At 50.0% G+C, this 14,971-nt stretch carries 15 protein-coding genes; all 15 read left to right on the top strand.

Annotated features, from left to right (window positions below):
• Positions 1 to 110 precede the first annotated feature (110 nt).
• The 15 genes from COW15_RS18345 to COW15_RS18275 all read left to right on the top strand — a co-directional run bounded on the left by COW15_RS18345 (position 111) and on the right by COW15_RS18275 (position 14,860).
• On the top strand, positions 111 to 503 hold the full coding sequence (locus COW15_RS18345) for a type IV pilin protein (protein ID WP_293634788.1): 393 nt from the start codon (positions 111 to 113) through the stop codon (positions 501 to 503).
• Positions 500 to 946, top strand: coding sequence for a GspH/FimT family pseudopilin (locus tag COW15_RS18340; protein WP_293634786.1), 447 nt, complete (start codon positions 500 to 502; stop codon positions 944 to 946). Before COW15_RS18345 ends, COW15_RS18340 begins: the two co-directional genes overlap by 4 nt.
• 13 nt (positions 947 to 959) lie before the next feature.
• Complete coding sequence (locus COW15_RS18335) at positions 960 to 1,427, top strand: prepilin-type N-terminal cleavage/methylation domain-containing protein (RefSeq protein WP_293634784.1); 468 nt, start codon at positions 960 to 962, stop codon at positions 1,425 to 1,427.
• Entirely contained in the window at positions 1,420 to 1,977 is a 558-nt protein-coding gene (locus COW15_RS18330; RefSeq protein ID WP_293634782.1) for a prepilin-type N-terminal cleavage/methylation domain-containing protein, read from the top strand. Before COW15_RS18335 ends, COW15_RS18330 begins: the two co-directional genes overlap by 8 nt.
• Positions 1,977 to 3,866 carry a hypothetical protein gene (locus COW15_RS18325; protein ID WP_293634780.1) on the top strand — a complete coding sequence of 630 codons (1,890 nt, stop codon included), beginning with the start codon at positions 1,977 to 1,979 and terminating at the stop codon, positions 3,864 to 3,866. The genes COW15_RS18330 and COW15_RS18325 overlap by 1 nt, the downstream gene beginning before the upstream one ends.
• Before the next feature lie 189 nt (positions 3,867 to 4,055).
• On the top strand, positions 4,056 to 5,279 hold the full coding sequence (locus COW15_RS18320) for a methyl-accepting chemotaxis protein (RefSeq protein WP_293634778.1): 1,224 nt from the start codon (positions 4,056 to 4,058) through the stop codon (positions 5,277 to 5,279).
• A 16-nt stretch (positions 5,280 to 5,295) separates the two neighbouring features.
• Positions 5,296 to 5,664, top strand: coding sequence for a response regulator (locus COW15_RS18315; protein WP_293634776.1), 369 nt, complete (start codon positions 5,296 to 5,298; stop codon positions 5,662 to 5,664).
• A 14-nt stretch (positions 5,665 to 5,678) separates the two neighbouring features.
• On the top strand, positions 5,679 to 6,047 hold the full coding sequence (locus COW15_RS18310; RefSeq protein WP_293634774.1) for an STAS domain-containing protein: 369 nt from the start codon (positions 5,679 to 5,681) through the stop codon (positions 6,045 to 6,047).
• The gene (locus COW15_RS18305; RefSeq protein WP_293634772.1) at positions 6,037 to 8,223 is read left to right on the top strand and encodes a chemotaxis protein CheA; all 2,187 of its coding nucleotides are present in this window, start codon (positions 6,037 to 6,039) and stop codon (positions 8,221 to 8,223) included. Before COW15_RS18310 ends, COW15_RS18305 begins: the two co-directional genes overlap by 11 nt.
• Positions 8,224 to 8,491: 268 nt before the next feature.
• A complete protein-coding gene (locus COW15_RS18300; RefSeq protein ID WP_293634770.1) occupies positions 8,492 to 10,138 on the top strand; it encodes a methyl-accepting chemotaxis protein in 1,647 nt (548 codons plus the stop codon).
• A 3-nt stretch (positions 10,139 to 10,141) separates the two neighbouring features.
• Positions 10,142 to 10,654 (top strand): chemotaxis protein CheW, encoded by a 513-nt coding sequence (locus COW15_RS18295; RefSeq protein ID WP_293634768.1) that lies wholly within the window; start codon positions 10,142 to 10,144, stop codon positions 10,652 to 10,654.
• A 35-nt stretch (positions 10,655 to 10,689) separates the two neighbouring features.
• Positions 10,690 to 10,869 (top strand): hypothetical protein, encoded by a 180-nt coding sequence (locus COW15_RS18290; RefSeq protein WP_293634766.1) that lies wholly within the window; start codon positions 10,690 to 10,692, stop codon positions 10,867 to 10,869.
• 68 nt (positions 10,870 to 10,937) lie between these two features.
• On the top strand, positions 10,938 to 12,944 hold the full coding sequence (locus tag COW15_RS18285) for a methyl-accepting chemotaxis protein (RefSeq protein ID WP_293634764.1): 2,007 nt from the start codon (positions 10,938 to 10,940) through the stop codon (positions 12,942 to 12,944).
• A gap of 30 nt (positions 12,945 to 12,974) precedes the next feature.
• Positions 12,975 to 13,787, top strand: a complete 813-nt coding sequence (locus COW15_RS18280) for a protein-glutamate O-methyltransferase CheR (RefSeq protein WP_293634762.1) — start codon at positions 12,975 to 12,977, stop codon at positions 13,785 to 13,787.
• Positions 13,788 to 13,846: 59 nt separating this feature from the next.
• Positions 13,847 to 14,860, top strand: coding sequence for a chemotaxis response regulator protein-glutamate methylesterase (locus COW15_RS18275; protein WP_293634760.1), 1,014 nt, complete (start codon positions 13,847 to 13,849; stop codon positions 14,858 to 14,860).
• Positions 14,861 to 14,971 lie beyond the last annotated feature (111 nt).

The following is a 14,971-nucleotide window of genomic DNA, read 5'->3' as shown; positions in this document are numbered from 1 at the left end:
GGCATTGGCTTACTTAAAAAGCAGGGTGGACTGATAGAGATGCACATCGGTTTATATAACATTAAGCGCATAATTATATAATCGCTATCAGTATTAGCATTGAGTCTGTTATGCAAAGTGTGCAACCCGGTGTCAGGTCTGTCGGTGGTTTTACCTTAATTGAGCTGTTAATTGTTGTCGCTATTATCGGCATTCTGGCAGCTATTGCTTATCCATCTTATCAGGACCATGTTAAGGCAGGCCGACGCACCGATGTGCAGCGGTTAATGCTAGAGGAAATCCATCAGTTAGAGCGCGTCTATGCCCGTCAAGGCGTATACCCCAGCATGAGTGACTATGCTGCGCCATCGAGTCGATACTATAAGCTGACATACAGCAGTTCAGGTGCGACTTATATCCTTAGTGCTACCCCGGGTTTCTCTGATGCATTATGTGGCACTTTAAGCATTAATCAGTTAGGTGAAAAAACCGCGCAATCTTCAACCTGCTGGAAAGGCGGATGACCAGCATGCATCAACGAAATGGTTTCACGCTGATTGAGTTGATCGTAGTGCTGGCTATTATAGCTATTCTCGCGGCAATAGCGTTGCCGTCTTATTTTCACTTTATTCAGCAAGAGCAGCACAGACGGGCAGTTAATACGCTCAGCGCTTTTTATAAACTCGCCCGCAGCGAAGCGACAAAGCGTGAACAGGCGCTGAACATAGTGTGGAATAACGGCAGAGTACAGTTGCGACAGCCAGATAATACCGTGCTGAAAACCCTCGATTTAACCTCTACCGATATCAATGTCGATGGCTTGACCGTACTGACCATTAGTAGTACTGGTAGCGCGACACCAAGCAGCATTCGTGTCGCTGATCCACAAGGTTATGCCGATGCTAAGTGGTTATGCATTTTAATCAGTGGTCAATTGTACACCTCTGCCACTGAATGCGCCGGATAAAACGGGAGTGTATATGAGGCAGGACAGAGCGCTTGAGTATGGTTTTACGTTGCTGGAGGTATTGGTAGCCATGTTGCTGGCTGCGTTAGGCTTGTTAGGACTGGCGCTGGCGCAGGCAAAGGCACTGCAATTTAGCAGCAGCAGTCTGAACTATACAGTGGCCGTTATTCAGGCTAACAATGCGTTGGAACGGGTGTGGCCCGAGTTGTGCGGGTTGCAGCGTGGGCAACTTAACTACGATGAGCCGTTTCAGCTGTTTCTATCACCGCAGGCTGGCGATGACCCGGTCACATTTACCACGCAATTGCCGGAATATAATTTTACCGCCAGCCCCTATAACGGCAGCTTGGTACCGGAATCCGTCGCCGATTTCAGCGTTACTGTCAGTTGGCGTGACGGCCGTTTCAGTGACGCTCAAGCCAATAACGCAGTGATTAGCGGCAGTTTTCCTTGGCTACGTAATGGTGGTGCTTGTGAATAATAAAGCGTTGCCCAAAGGCTTTTCGTTGGTGGAACTGATGATTTCGATGTTGTTGTCAACAATTTTGCTGATGGGGGTTGGCGGTGCTTATATTGCAATTAACCGCACATTGAATGAGGTGCAAGCGCTGGAAAATGCTCAGGAAGTCTTGCGCAGTAGCCTTGATATTTTGTCGCGCAGTATTAAACAGGCAACCATGGTGACTGTTGTTGACAGCAGTACTGTGCTGCTAGAGCTGCAATTGACGTCTGCTCAGGCTACCAGTTGCACTGGTTCCGTTGAAACAGCCAGCTTCAGTGAGCAGTACAGCCTGGCCGGTGATAGTCTGCAATGCAGTGTTAACGGACAGGCAGCACAAATTGTAGTTAAAGGCCTTAACGCGATAAGTTTTAACCTGAATGGTTCGGCAGATTTAGTGTCTGTGCGCATTGCTCCGCGTGGATTACCGGAATATTTCCCGCAGGCTGATTTAAACGCTGATGGCGTGGACGAGGCATATATCCGGATGGAGTTGGCGTTAAAAAGTCTTATTTTAAAAAGGGATACCTGATGAGTGCTGCATATGGCTTCGTTGGCTCGGCAAAACAGCAGGGAATCGCCTTGCTGACGGTAATGTTGCTCACCGTAATAGCCAGCCTTATCGTGTTTACTGCGTTGAGTAGTTCAGTCACCCAGGAGCGTATGAGTGGTAACTTCCAGAAAAAAATCAATGCTGAACTGCAATCGGATAAAGCCATCTTTGAAAGTTTTCATCGCCTTAATGCCTATAACCGGCTACAACCCCATACCACCACTGAAGAGCTGGCTGCCAACGCAGAAATATCAAATCATAGTAAAGGTGGCCGCGCCTACCAAGCTAGCAGTAAGGTCAGCGCGGGTAATTTACAGGTTGATGGTAGAGGGTTTCAGTACCACGATAGTCAAAGTACAACGAAAGCCATTTTTCAACGCACTGGGGCAGGGCTGATAACCCTGCCATCGCCGTTTGAGCATGGTATTACTGGTTGTGACGGTGTCGCTGTGCAGGGTAGTGGTCGTATTGACAGCTACAACTCTGCCGAAGGCGGTTATAACTTAGCGCGGGCTAACAGCAACTCTGCGGTCAGAACTATCACGCCAGATGCCGATCTGGTGTTAACTGGGGCATCGCCGATTTGGGGCGATGTGCAGTCTACCGGTGGTGTCAGCCTAACTGGCTCTACGAATGTCAGCGGTAGAGTACATGCCAATGGTGATGTACTGTTAACCGGTGGCAGCATTATTGGCGGTAGTATCATCAGTGGTGGCCTGTATACGCAAGCCAGTGGCGCTGTGCTGGGCGATATATTTGCGGATGGTGGTATTCATATCAGTCAGGGCGGTGTTGGTGGCAGTTTATACACTATGGGTGATTACTGGCATAGAGGCGTGCAGGTACCGGGACTTATCCATGCCAATGGTAATGTAACACTGGAGATGGGCCAGACCGGGCTTGGTATTCTAACCGCAGGCGATCTAACTCTCACCACCTGGCAGGACGATAAAATTCGTGGTGCAGTAAGAGTGGTTGGTGATGTCAATATGACCAGCACGGCGATGCGGCCGATTGCGGCCGATAATTTATTATATGGCGGTGATTTGCGGTTTCAGGGGTGGACCCAGGCTGGGCATTTACTAGAGCCGCGTTTTAACCAGTTGCCAATGATCAGTGACGTCACGCCAGTACCGCGGGTGGCGGCAGAGGGCGAAATAGCTAGCGGTTCGACATCGGGCACGGTAGTTAGCTGCGATCCGCTTCACCTGACACAGGCTATTGCAGAAGTGGTTATGCCAGACAACCCACCAGACCTAGTGTTAACCCCACTGCCAGATCGCTTTGAATTCAGCAGTCACAATGGCAATTTTACCCGTCGCGCCAGCGGCCATCCACAACAAATACTGTTTCCGCTATCGGCCAGTTTTCTTAAGCTGCGCCGCACAGTCTATCAGTTAGCTAGTGTGGTGCTCGACGGTGATATGTACATTTATGGTGATCTTACCTTGTTAGTCAGTGGCGATTTCAGCATGGGAGCCGTTAGTAAGTTGTATATCCCTGACGGCAGCAGTTTAACCCTAGTCGTGCAGGGCAAATTTAGTGTCAGTGCCGCTGCCAGCATTATTACCCCTATATCCGGTGTCACTGAACAAGGCACGCCTGTGTTTAGTCTTTATTCCGGCTATAACGGCGACGATGGCGTGTTGCTGAATGGGGTTGCAGACATGTATGCCGCTATTTATGCGCCTTATACCGATGTAGTTGTCGCTGGTAGTGGCCAGTTGTATGGCTCTGTGGTGGGTAAAACCGTCAGTGTCAGTGGTGCGGGTGGCATTCATTACGATGAAGCGCTAGCAATGGCTAACGTCGGTGCCGTAGAGGGGGAAGCGAGTAAGAGTCGGATAGTGTTTGCTGGTTGGTTCTAGTTTGGCACCACATAGTCGCCATGGGGGGGGACGAGCTGATTTTTGTAGGGGATACCTGACACTGGTACAACTGGTCTGACATCGAATACAGGGGGCGCCGATATTTTGTCCCGCTGATTTCATTGATAATACGTCCATTCAGCTCCCATGCTGTAGCTGACGGGTTTTCGTTGATTTAAGAGGTAACAGATGCAGCAAGAGGTAAGAGTTGTCACTGCGGCATCGTTCCATCCTGTATTGTTAAGTCCGCTGTTACTCGGTGTGGCAGAAGCCACAATGTGTTTTTACTTTGATAGTCAGGCTTGGGTAACAACGGTAATTGCAGTCGTGATAGTACTGATGGCGTTGTGCAGTTTTATCTGGTTGGTGCATATGTATAACACTATGTGCGGCAAGATTGCTGGATATCAACAAACATTACAGACTATCACGGAAGCTAATACGACTGAAGGTACAGTGCCTGGGCTCGAAAGCTTATGCCTTAATGTTATGCCGGTTTGGTCTGAACTGATTGAGCTGGCGCGGTGCCAGACTGAAGATGCGGCAATTTCCCTGGTTGATCGCTTCGAACAACTTTCCCGTCATATCGACAATACCCTAATTGAGACAGAACGCACTCAGCATAATGAGACTGGTGCGGGTGTGATGGCGGTATTTAGCCATAGCCAAACAGAACTCAGTGGCATAGTCGCCTTTTTGCGCTCGTCACTGGAAGAAAAAGAAGAACTGTTACAACAGGTTGGTGCTTTATCCAATTTTACTCAACAACTGAAAGTGATGGCAAAAGAGGTGGGCGATTTAGCCAGCCAGACAAATTTACTGGCACTGAATGCCGCCATTGAGGCGGCCAGAGCAGGCTCTGCAGGGCGCGGCTTTGCTGTAGTCGCTGATGAGGTACGTAAGCTGTCGACCCGCTCCGGTGATACCGGCAAAAAGATTGCACAGATGGTTGAAACAGTAAACAGCGCTATCACCAGTACTTTTACTGCTTCACAACGCTATGCCGAGCAGGATGCCATTATGGTAAACAACGCCGAGCAGGTGATTCAGCAAGTGCTTGACCGCTTTAATAATGTTACTACGGAACTGGTTGCCTCGGCCACCGTACTGCGCGAAGAAAGTGAGCTGATCCGCCGGCAGTTGGATGATGTGATGGTGAATTTCCAGTTTCAGGACCGGGTAAATCAGTTGCTGTCGCAGGTGCGAGACTCCATGGTGCAATTGGTTGTGCAACTGGAGCAGGCGCGCACTGAACTGCAGCAGAACGGCAAACCGCAAGCTTTTGAAGCACAGCGTTGGCTGACGGCACTAAGCCAGAGTTACACCATGCCGGAACAACATGCGGTGCATACCAGTGGACGTTACGTTAAGCAAACGCCGCAAACGGCTGAGGCCGATATCACTTTTTTCTAAGGAGTAGCTAGAAGCTATGAGTAAAACCATCTTAGTTGTTGACGATTCAGCCTCAATGCGTCAAGTCGTCAGTATGGCGTTGAAAACAGCAGGCTTTAAGACCGTGGAGGCCTGTGACGGTAAGGATGCGCTGAGCAAACTGGACGGGCAGAAAATTCATCTGATTATCAGTGATGTCAATATGCCCAATATGGACGGGATCAGCTTTGTGAAGGCGGCGAAGGCGCTGCCAGCCTACCGTTTTACCCCGGTTATTATGTTAACAACAGAATCCCAGGCAGACAAAAAAGCCCAAGGCCAAGCCGCTGGAGCCAAAGCCTGGGTGGTTAAGCCGTTTCAACCGCAGCAAATGTTGGCCGCGGTCAACAAACTGATGATGCCATAAATGCAGGGGCTTTTATGTTGACGGTTGAACATCAAGCCGACGTCTGTGTGGGTTATATCACTGGCGAAATGACGATTTACCAGGCTGCCGAACTATATACCTTATTGCTGCCTCTGTGGCAGCAGACCACACCACTGCAGTTGAATTTAGCCAAGGTTACTGCAATAGACAGCAGTGGTGTGCAATTGCTGATGCTGCTGAAGAAGCCGTGTGCACCATACCCGCTACCAGTTAGCTTTTCGCAGCACAGCAGCGCGGTGCTTGAGGCGATCCAACTTCTGGATCTGACCGCTTACTTCAATGACCCGATTGTTTTGCCTGCAGCAAAAGGTAGTAACACAACCAAGGGCAATGCAACCAAGGACAGCCGTGATGGATCTTAGCGCCGCTTTGCAAACTTATCTGACCGAGAGCAATGAGCTGTTGGAACAGATGGAATCCTTGTTATTACAACTTGATCAACAGTCCGATCCACAGGAGAGCCTGCATGCTATTTTCCGTGCAGCGCATACGATAAAGGGTTCCGCAGGCCTGTTTGATCTGGACAATATTGTTGTTTTTAGCCATGACGTGGAAAACCTGCTGGATCACATGCGTGCAGGCGATATTGCGGTGAGCCATAAGCGGATCGTCCTGCTGCTGGACTGCTGTGACCACATAAGTGCCTTAATTGAAGCGCATGGTGCAAACCAACCCGAGTCAGCGGAATTACTGGCCTGTGGCAGCAAGTTAACGGCTGAGTTGCAGCAGGCTATGACCCCTGCACCTGCGCAGGCACACAGCCAGCAGTATATTACAGGGCATACGGCGTTGGCATCAGCCACGGCTGATAGTCGGGTAGAGCGTTTAAGCAGCCATCAGGTGGATAATGATAACTGGCATCTGTCATTGCGCTTTGGCAAGGATGCCTTGCGTGATGGCATGGATCCGCTGGCGTTTATCCGCTATCTGGCAACGCTGGGTAGTATTGTCAGCATTGTTACTCTGGATGATGCTTTACCCGAGCCAGCGCAAATGGATGCTGAAAGCTGTTATATGGGCTTTGAGATTAACTTCAGCAGTAGCGCTGATAAGCAGCAAATTGAAAGTGTTTTTGAATTTGTCCGCCATGACAGTTTAATCCGTATTCTGCCACCCCACAGCCAGTTGCTGGATTATATCGAGCATATCCAGCAGTTACCTGAGCAGGACTTAAAACTGGGCGAAATATTACTACGTTGTGGCTCATTAACCCAAGCCGAACTGACGCAAGCATTGCAACAACAAGCGGCAGTTCCAGCGATACCGCTGGGGAATATCATGGTACAGCAGGGCATGACCACGCAGGAGGTGTTGGATGCCGCCGTGCAAAAACAAAGCAAGGTACGGGATGCGCAAAAGCGCGAGGCGCAATCCATCCGAGTAGAAGCCGATAAGCTGGACCAACTGATTAATTTGATTGGCGAGCTGGTGATTGCCAGCGCTGGCTCAGTGCTGGATGCACAGACGGTAGGCGACAGCAAACTCATCGAATCAATGTCGGCACTGGCAGCGCTGGTCGAACAGATCCGCGATGTCACGCTGCGGCTGCGGATGGTGCAGATTGGCGGCACCTTCAATCGCTTTAAGCGGGTGGTGCATGACGTAGCCAATACACTGCAAAAGCAGATTGAACTGCAGGTCAGCGGTGCTGACACTGAGCTGGATAAAACCCTAGTCGAAAAAATTGCCGACCCCTTGCTACATTTAGTGCGCAATGCCATTGACCATGGCATTGAAATGCCGGCACAGCGGTTGGCTGCGGGGAAAAATGCTTGTGGTGTCGTGCAACTGAATGCTTGCCACGACGCCGGCAATATTCTGATTGAAGTGCGCGATGACGGGGCCGGCTTAAATGCCGAACGCATTTGGCAAAAAGCGCTGGCCAAAGGTCTAGTTACTGCGGATGCCAAGCTGGACACACCGGATATTTATCAGCTGATTTTTGAACCGGGATTTTCTACTGCTGACAAAGTGACTGATTTGTCGGGCCGCGGTGTGGGTATGGACGTGGTGCGGCGTAATATCGAGGCACTGCGGGGCTCGGTTGAACTACACAGTGCGCCCGGCCAGGGCACGATATTTCGCATTCGTATGCCACTGACATTGGCCATTATCGACGGTTTTTTGGTACGGGTGAATAATGCTTCCTTTATTATTCCACTGGAGATGGTGCAGGAATGTATAGAGCTTGATAGCGCCGCATTGGTTACAGGGCCACAGCACAACTACGTTAATCTGCGCGACAAAATCTTGCCGTTTATCCGCTTGCGTGATCATTTTGCTACCGGAGGCACCGTACCACGGCGCGAAAATGTGGTGGTGGTAAAAACCGGCGGCCAGCAGGCCGGGTTAGTGGTGGATCAACTGGTAGGTGAATACCACACCGTAATTAAGCCGCTGAGCAAGGTATTTGGCCATGCCGATGGCCTGAGCGGTTTTACTATTTTGGGCAGTGGCGAAGTGGCGTTGATTCTCGATATTCCGCGTTTGGTTGCACAGGCTGAAATGCCCGAACACGCACAGAAAAACATGCCTTAAAAGCCATTTCAGTCTTGTGAGTGCCTATAGGAAAAAAGTGAGACGAGGTTTGAGTACAGAGAGAGTGATTTATGCCGGGCATAGGCAAGGTGACCGCTTGCTTCGTTACATTTTTAGTTAATGGTATGCGGGCAGCAATACTGTCTTGATAAGATTTTACTGCCTATGAATGAAACTGAGGCTGCTGTGATACCAAATGCTAAGCCGGTATTAGGCTCCTGAGTTTCACAAAAGGAAGTCGGATGTATAAACTATTGGGATTAACAAAATGAATTTATTCAGTAATTTAAAGGTTGGGGTGCGGCTAGGTTTTGGGTTTGGTTTGATGTTGTGCATCATCCTCGGCTTGGGAATGTTTTCATTGAACCAGTTGGCACGAGTAAACGACTTATCGACGGAGATTGCAGCTAATTGGATGCCGAGTATTGATATTATCGGGGATATTAACACTACTACGTCGAACATGCGGATTCTGGAGTACAGGCACATTGTTAGCCAGAGTCAGCAGGTCATGGCAAACGTTGATGAGCGTTTGGCTGCACTTATGGCGGAGTTGAAGAAAATGCGCACTGAGTATGAAGCGTTGATTTCCTTCGCGAGTGAACAGTCATTGTACGATGAGTTTGCCAAGATGTTCGATCAGTACTTGATTGTACATAAAAGAATGCTGGAGTACTCACGCAATAATAATACCGACGCTGCGATGACCATTATGGCAGGTGAGTCATTCGATGAGTTTAATAATATGTCTGCCCAGTTGCTGAAACTGGTGGAATTAAACAGCAAGGGAGGCCAGGCCGCCAGTGACTTTGGCGATGCCGCGTATGCCAGTGCGCGCATCTGGATCATCGGTGTAGCTGTTGTGAGCATTCTGCTGGGTCTTGGTATGGCTTTGGGTGTCACGCTCAGTATTACACGCCAGATTGGTGGCGAGCCGGATTACGGCGTCGAAGTGGTGCGGCGGATTGCAGATGGCGATTTGACAATTGAGATCAACACCAAACAAGGTGATAACAGCAGTATGCTTGCCGCCATGAAGAATATGGCAGAGAAGCTTTCACAGGTCATTGGCGAGGTTCGGGTGGCCTCCGCTGCGCTGAATAGCGCATCTGAGGAAGTGTCGGCCACCGCACAAAGTATGAGTCAGGCCAGCACAGAGCAAGCCGCCAGTGTAGAGGAAACCTCGGCCTCGATTGAACAGATGGCAGCCTCTATTGCGCAGAATACCGATAACGCCCACACCACAGATAGCATGGCGGCGACGGCCAGCAAACAAGCGGTGGAAGGTGGTACAGCGGTGCAGAATACCGTGGCCGCCATGAAGAGCATCGCCGATAAAATTGGCATAATTGACGACATCGCCTATCAGACCAATTTATTGGCACTGAACGCGGCGATAGAAGCGGCGCGCGCTGGTGAGCATGGTAAAGGTTTTGCTGTGGTGGCGGCCGAGGTGCGTAAATTAGCCGAGCGTAGTCAAGTGGCGGCGCAGGAAATTGGTGAAGTGGCCAAGAGCAGCGTGTCGCTGGCCGAGCAGGCTGGAAAGTTACTGGATGAGATAGTACCAGCCATAGGTAAAACTTCTGCCTTAGTGCAGGAAATTGCCGCCGCCTCCAGCGAACAGGCCAGCGGCACAGGGCAAATTAATACCGCGATGAACCAGTTGAATCAAATTACCCAACAAAATGCCTCGGCCTCCGAGGAGTTGGCGGCCACCGCTGAAGAAATGACTAATCAGGCTGAGCAACTGCAACAACTGATGGCCTTTTTTAATATTGACGATACAACTGCAAGGCTATCTGGTAAAGCTGTGCATAGGCAGCCAGCGACAAAGACCGATACGACCGCCTCCATAGCGAAACGCTTAGTTGCAACCCCGGTATTAACGGCAGATTTTGTCCGTTTTCAGGAGTAAAGCATGGGTAACCTAATCAAGGCCGATGCTATAACGCCGGCAATAACTAATGGCCAGTACCTGACATTCAGCCTGAGGGGGGAATACTACGCGGTTACTACCAGCAGCGTGAAAGAAATCATTGAGTATGGCCAGTTAACCAAAGTGCCGATGATGCCCGCCAGTATTCGTGGCGTGATCAATCTGCGCGGTGCTGTGGTACCCGTGATTGATCTGGGTGCCCGCTTTGGTACCGAACAAACCACTATAGATAGGCGTAGCTGCATTGTAATTTTGGAAGTAAACCATAGTGACAATGAGCTGCAGGTGATAGGCGTGGTTGTCGATGCTGTTAACGAAGTGTTGGAAATTGCCACTGACGATATTGAGCCAGCACCCGCCTTCGGCGCTAATATTCGCACCGATTTTATGTTGGGCATGGGCATAGTGGGCGGACGCTTGGTTATTTTGCTGGATGTGGGCAAGGTACTGTCGGTAGACGAACTGGCGGCATTATCGGCCAGTGCCGCCTTGTAGAGCAGGGTTGATTCAGTAACAAAGGTAAAGCAGGTATGAGCCCGACACAGGAAGATGATGGCCAGGTACAGCTACAGTTTATGCGGGATATAATAGAACAAATGGAAATGATAGTCGCAGCGCTGTGGCATTTAACAGCTACGTCGCCGGACAGTGTGCCGCTGACATTTAACAGTCAAACAGAGGTTAAAGACGATAAGCCTAAGCATAGTTAATCATAAGATTTAAGGTGCTGAAATAATACAATATTGTTTTCTATAGCCGTAGAGAGTTGTACTTAAAAATGAATGTTATCGACCGTTTGTCACTGTCCGGCAAATTTTCTTTACTGGCGTTAATGTGTGTATTACTGAGTGCTATTCCGTCGGTGCTGTATATCACTAAGGTTGTTGAGCATAGCAGGCAGGCAACTCAGGAGGCTAAGGGCATTAAGCCCGTGCAGCAGTTGCTGCAATTAGTGCAATTGCTGCAGCAGCACCGTGACTTGTCCTCCGCGGTGTTAGGGGGGAACGAAACCTTACAAAGCAATCGGTTGAACAAGCAAACCGAGGTCGAGCTGGCGTTGAAACAATTCGGTCAAGATCTTCGAGATGCCTCGGCCAATGCCGATATTATGCAGGTGGTGCAGCAATTGCAACAACAGTGGCACAGTCTGGCGTCTCAGGTGAGTCGCGCTGATATCACTGGCTTACGAAGTCTGACAGAGTATGTGCAACTGCTTGCTGTTAGTTTTCAACTGCAAGATACCTTGCTGGACTATTTTGAGTTGTCGTTAGATCCAGTGTTTGAGACTTATTACCTGATCCAGGCGGCTTTAGTTGAGTTGCCGCAAACCACTGAGCTATTAAGCCAACTACGGGCCACCGGGGCTTTATATTTGACGCAGGGGCAGTGGTCTGTTGAACAAGGTACCGCTATGCAGACGCGAGTGAAGGAGGTGATGCAGAGTTTCGAACTACTGAGCAGGGCGTCTGAGAAAGTGATTGCCACTGACAAGGATCTGCAGGTGATGCTTCAGCTACCGTTAGCGACACTTCGACAGCATGTCGAACGAACAACGACGCTAACGGATAACCAACTGCTGACGGCCGCCGGGTTAACATATCCTGTTAGCGATTATATTGCGGATTACACGCAAACTATTGATGCCTTGTTTGCCTATAGCGCTCTGTCCGTGGCGGCGCTTGATAACGCCCTTACTGCAAGGCGCGACCAAGATTGGCAAGACATTATCCTGATATCGGTTGGGTTACTAGCACTCTTGTCGTTTGGTGCTGTACTGGCAAGCTTGATTGTGCGGCGTATTTTAAAACAATTTTCTATTGCGGTGTCGGCGGCAGAACATATTGCTAAAGGCGATTTAACCCATGACATAGTAACAATAGGGATGGATGATGGTGCGCGCTTACTGCGGGCATTACAGCAAATGCAACAGCAATTACGCGATACTGTGCAGCATATTATTTTTTCAGCCGGACAATTGGCGTTAACTTCAGAGGAAATGGCTGGATTGGCCCATCTGTCTAACCTTGAGCAGCAGCAACAGAGTGATGAGTTGACTCTAGCGGCTACAGCAGTAACGCAACTGACGACCGCGTTTGAAGATGTGGCCGGCAATGCGGCGGTAGCATCAGAGGTGTCGCAGTCGGCTGAACTGCAGGCTAAGCAGGGGCAAAGCAGCGTTCGCCATACCATCGGGGCCATTGAGGGACTCCGCTGTGATATTAGCAGCACGGCCACAGCGTTAACTTTGCTGGTGGATGAGGTGGGGGCGATTGGTTCTGTGTTGGATGTGATACGGGGTATTGCCGAACAGACCAATTTATTGGCGTTAAATGCGGCCATTGAAGCGGCCAGAGCCGGTGACAGTGGCCGCGGTTTTGCCGTGGTGGCGGATGAAGTGCGGTCGCTGGCAATAAGCACCCAACGATCGACAAAAGATATTGAGCACATCATTGCCTCAGTGCAACAAGGTAGCCAACAGGCAGTACAGGCAATGCAACTCAGTAACACTAAAGCACAGCACACCATGGACATGGCACAGCAAACTGGCTTGGCGCTGCAGCAGATCACTGACGCTATTGGCCAGATCAGTCAGCGTAATATCAGTATTGCCAGCGCAACTGAGCAGCAATCCGTTGTTGCACGGGAAGTGGATACCAGCCTGCTCAATATTCAGCACTCTGCTGCACAAATCTCAGGTAACAGCCATCAGACAACCGATACCAGCAAACAGGTGTCTGCGTTGGCTGCGGAGCTGCGGGTGAAGATTAACCACTTTAGTGTTTAGTTCGTCAGCGTGACTATATGAGGAATTAAGATGCAAGAGCCTGCACTTACCGATACTGAGTTTCAGCAGTTTCGTCAGTTGATCTTCGATATTGCTGGGATCAGTATGAATGGCGCCAAAAAACCGCTGGTCAGTGGCCGCCTAGTTAAACGTTTAAGACATTATGGCTTGCAGAGCTATGGTGATTATTATCGGATTTTGCAACAAGAGCCGAGTGAACGCCAAGTGGCAGTCGACTTACTGACGACCAATGAAACCTATTTTTTTCGCGAGCCGAAACATTTTGATTTTCTGCGTGGCAACATATTGCCGCAACGCTCAGCCAACAGGCCATTTCGGATCTGGAGTGCGGCCTGTTCATCCGGTGAAGAGGTTTACAGCCTGGCCATGGTGTTGAGCGATGTGCTGGAAGATCGCCCCTGGGAAGTCGTGGGTTCAGATATCAGCAGCCGAATGTTGGCAACGGCAAGGCAGGGCAAATATCCGTTATCGCGGGCAACGGGTGTATCGCAGCACTATTTGCACCGCTATTGCTTAAAAGGCATTGGGACGCAGGAAGGCAGTTTATTGATTGAACCCAAGTTGCAACAGCGCACTCAATTCTTACCCATAAACCTGAACGAAACCTTACCTGAAATGGGCAAGTTTGAGGTTATTTTTCTGCGTAATGTGATGATTTATTTTGATATGGAAACCAAACGCCGAGTGGTGCAACGCTTGCTACCCTTGTTGTGGCAGGGAGGTTATTTAATTGTCAGCCATGCCGAAACCTTAAACGGCATTACTGATCAACTGAATCTCGTTAGCCCGTCGATTTACCGTAAGCCTTATGCTGTTAATTAAACCAGCTATACGATCGACTAAACCGATAGCCACAAGCCCTTATTTACAGGAACCTAGCTATGCCTAAGGTGATGATAGTTGATGACTCTGCCGTGATAAGGCAGGTATTCACGGCGGCGTTAGCATTTGCCGGGATTCAGGTGGCAGGCGTTGCCAGCGATCCGCTATTTGCGATGGAAAAAATGGCCAAGTGCTGGCCGGATATCATAGTGTTGGATGTAGAAATGCCGAGGATGGATGGCATCACCTTCCTGAAAAAAATTATGGCGCAGCGGCCAACACCGGTCATTATCTGCTCCAATCTGACAGAGGCTCGCTCGGCTACGGCAATACAGGCACTCGCGGCTGGAGCTTTTGCCGTTATTGGCAAATCCAAAATAGCGCTAGGCCAATATCTGGGCAACACCAATAATGAACTGATCAACACCATTAAAGCGGCGGCTAATGCCAATGCCTCCAGATTGCTGCTGAGCCCTGGCAAGCGGGTTGACATGATCAGAAGCTTGTCGGCATCACCAGCGATTATCGCTATTGGTGCCTCCACCGGCGGTACTCAGGCGCTGGAGGCTGTGTTGACTAAGCTACCGGCCGATTGCCCTTCCATCCTGATAGTGCAGCATATGCCGGAATATTTTACAGCACAGTTTGCCCGCAGGCTGGATAGTGTTTGCCTTATGGCGGTAAAAGAAGCGGCTGATCAGGATGAAGTTTGTGCTGGCAGAGTGCTGATAGCGCCGGGGGGACGGCATATGCAGTTGAAGCAGGTTGGCAATCAGTACTGTGTTGAAGTACTGCAAGGTCCACCAGTAAACCGGCACAAGCCATCAGTCGACGTGTTATTTCGGTCTGTCGCGCATGTTGCCAGAGTTCGGACAATGGGCATCATTCTGACCGGAATGGGTGATGATGGGGCCAGAGGATTGAAAGAGATGCGATGCCGTGGTGCTAGCACCATTGTCCAGGATGAAGAGAGTTGCGTGGTTTATGGCATGCCTAAAGCGGCTTTGGCGTTGGGGGCTGCCGACCGCATTCTGCCACTGGAAGAAATGTCATATGCCATTGCTAGCGTCTAAGCCAATGCGGGACACTCTTGAGCAATGAGACTGAATAGGACAGGGATTATGGGAGGCGAACGGCGGCTGCTGGATGTTTCCGTTGAGTATACTGCTGGATACGATTTTGAA

This window comes from Shewanella sp. CG12_big_fil_rev_8_21_14_0_65_47_15 (genome assembly GCF_002783505.1).
Lineage (GTDB): Bacteria > Pseudomonadota > Gammaproteobacteria > Enterobacterales > Shewanellaceae > Shewanella.
The sequence above is the reverse complement of the archived record's forward strand: the minus strand, read 5'-3'. Positions and strand labels throughout refer to the sequence as shown.

Excerpts from the sequence above, each read along its gene's own strand:
- COW15_RS18345 (WP_293634788.1), top strand. The coding sequence starts at position 111 with ATGCAAAGTGTGCAACCCGGTGTCAGGTCTGTCGGTGGTTTTACCTTA.
- COW15_RS18340 (WP_293634786.1), top strand. The coding sequence starts at position 500 with ATGACCAGCATGCATCAACGAAATGGTTTCACGCTGATTGAGTTGATC.
- COW15_RS18335 (WP_293634784.1), top strand. The coding sequence starts at position 960 with ATGAGGCAGGACAGAGCGCTTGAGTATGGTTTTACGTTGCTGGAGGTA.
- COW15_RS18325 (WP_293634780.1), top strand. The coding sequence starts at position 1,977 with ATGAGTGCTGCATATGGCTTCGTTGGCTCGGCAAAACAGCAGGGAATC.
- COW15_RS18320 (WP_293634778.1), top strand. The coding sequence starts at position 4,056 with ATGCAGCAAGAGGTAAGAGTTGTCACTGCGGCATCGTTCCATCCTGTA.
- COW15_RS18315 (WP_293634776.1), top strand. The coding sequence starts at position 5,296 with ATGAGTAAAACCATCTTAGTTGTTGACGATTCAGCCTCAATGCGTCAA.
- COW15_RS18310 (WP_293634774.1), top strand. The coding sequence starts at position 5,679 with ATGTTGACGGTTGAACATCAAGCCGACGTCTGTGTGGGTTATATCACT.
- COW15_RS18305 (WP_293634772.1), top strand. The coding sequence starts at position 6,037 with ATGGATCTTAGCGCCGCTTTGCAAACTTATCTGACCGAGAGCAATGAG.
- COW15_RS18300 (WP_293634770.1), top strand. The coding sequence starts at position 8,492 with ATGAATTTATTCAGTAATTTAAAGGTTGGGGTGCGGCTAGGTTTTGGG.
- COW15_RS18295 (WP_293634768.1), top strand. The coding sequence starts at position 10,142 with ATGGGTAACCTAATCAAGGCCGATGCTATAACGCCGGCAATAACTAAT.
- COW15_RS18290 (WP_293634766.1), top strand. The coding sequence starts at position 10,690 with ATGAGCCCGACACAGGAAGATGATGGCCAGGTACAGCTACAGTTTATG.
- COW15_RS18285 (WP_293634764.1), top strand. The coding sequence starts at position 10,938 with ATGAATGTTATCGACCGTTTGTCACTGTCCGGCAAATTTTCTTTACTG.
- COW15_RS18280 (WP_293634762.1), top strand. The coding sequence starts at position 12,975 with ATGCAAGAGCCTGCACTTACCGATACTGAGTTTCAGCAGTTTCGTCAG.
- COW15_RS18275 (WP_293634760.1), top strand. The coding sequence starts at position 13,847 with ATGCCTAAGGTGATGATAGTTGATGACTCTGCCGTGATAAGGCAGGTA.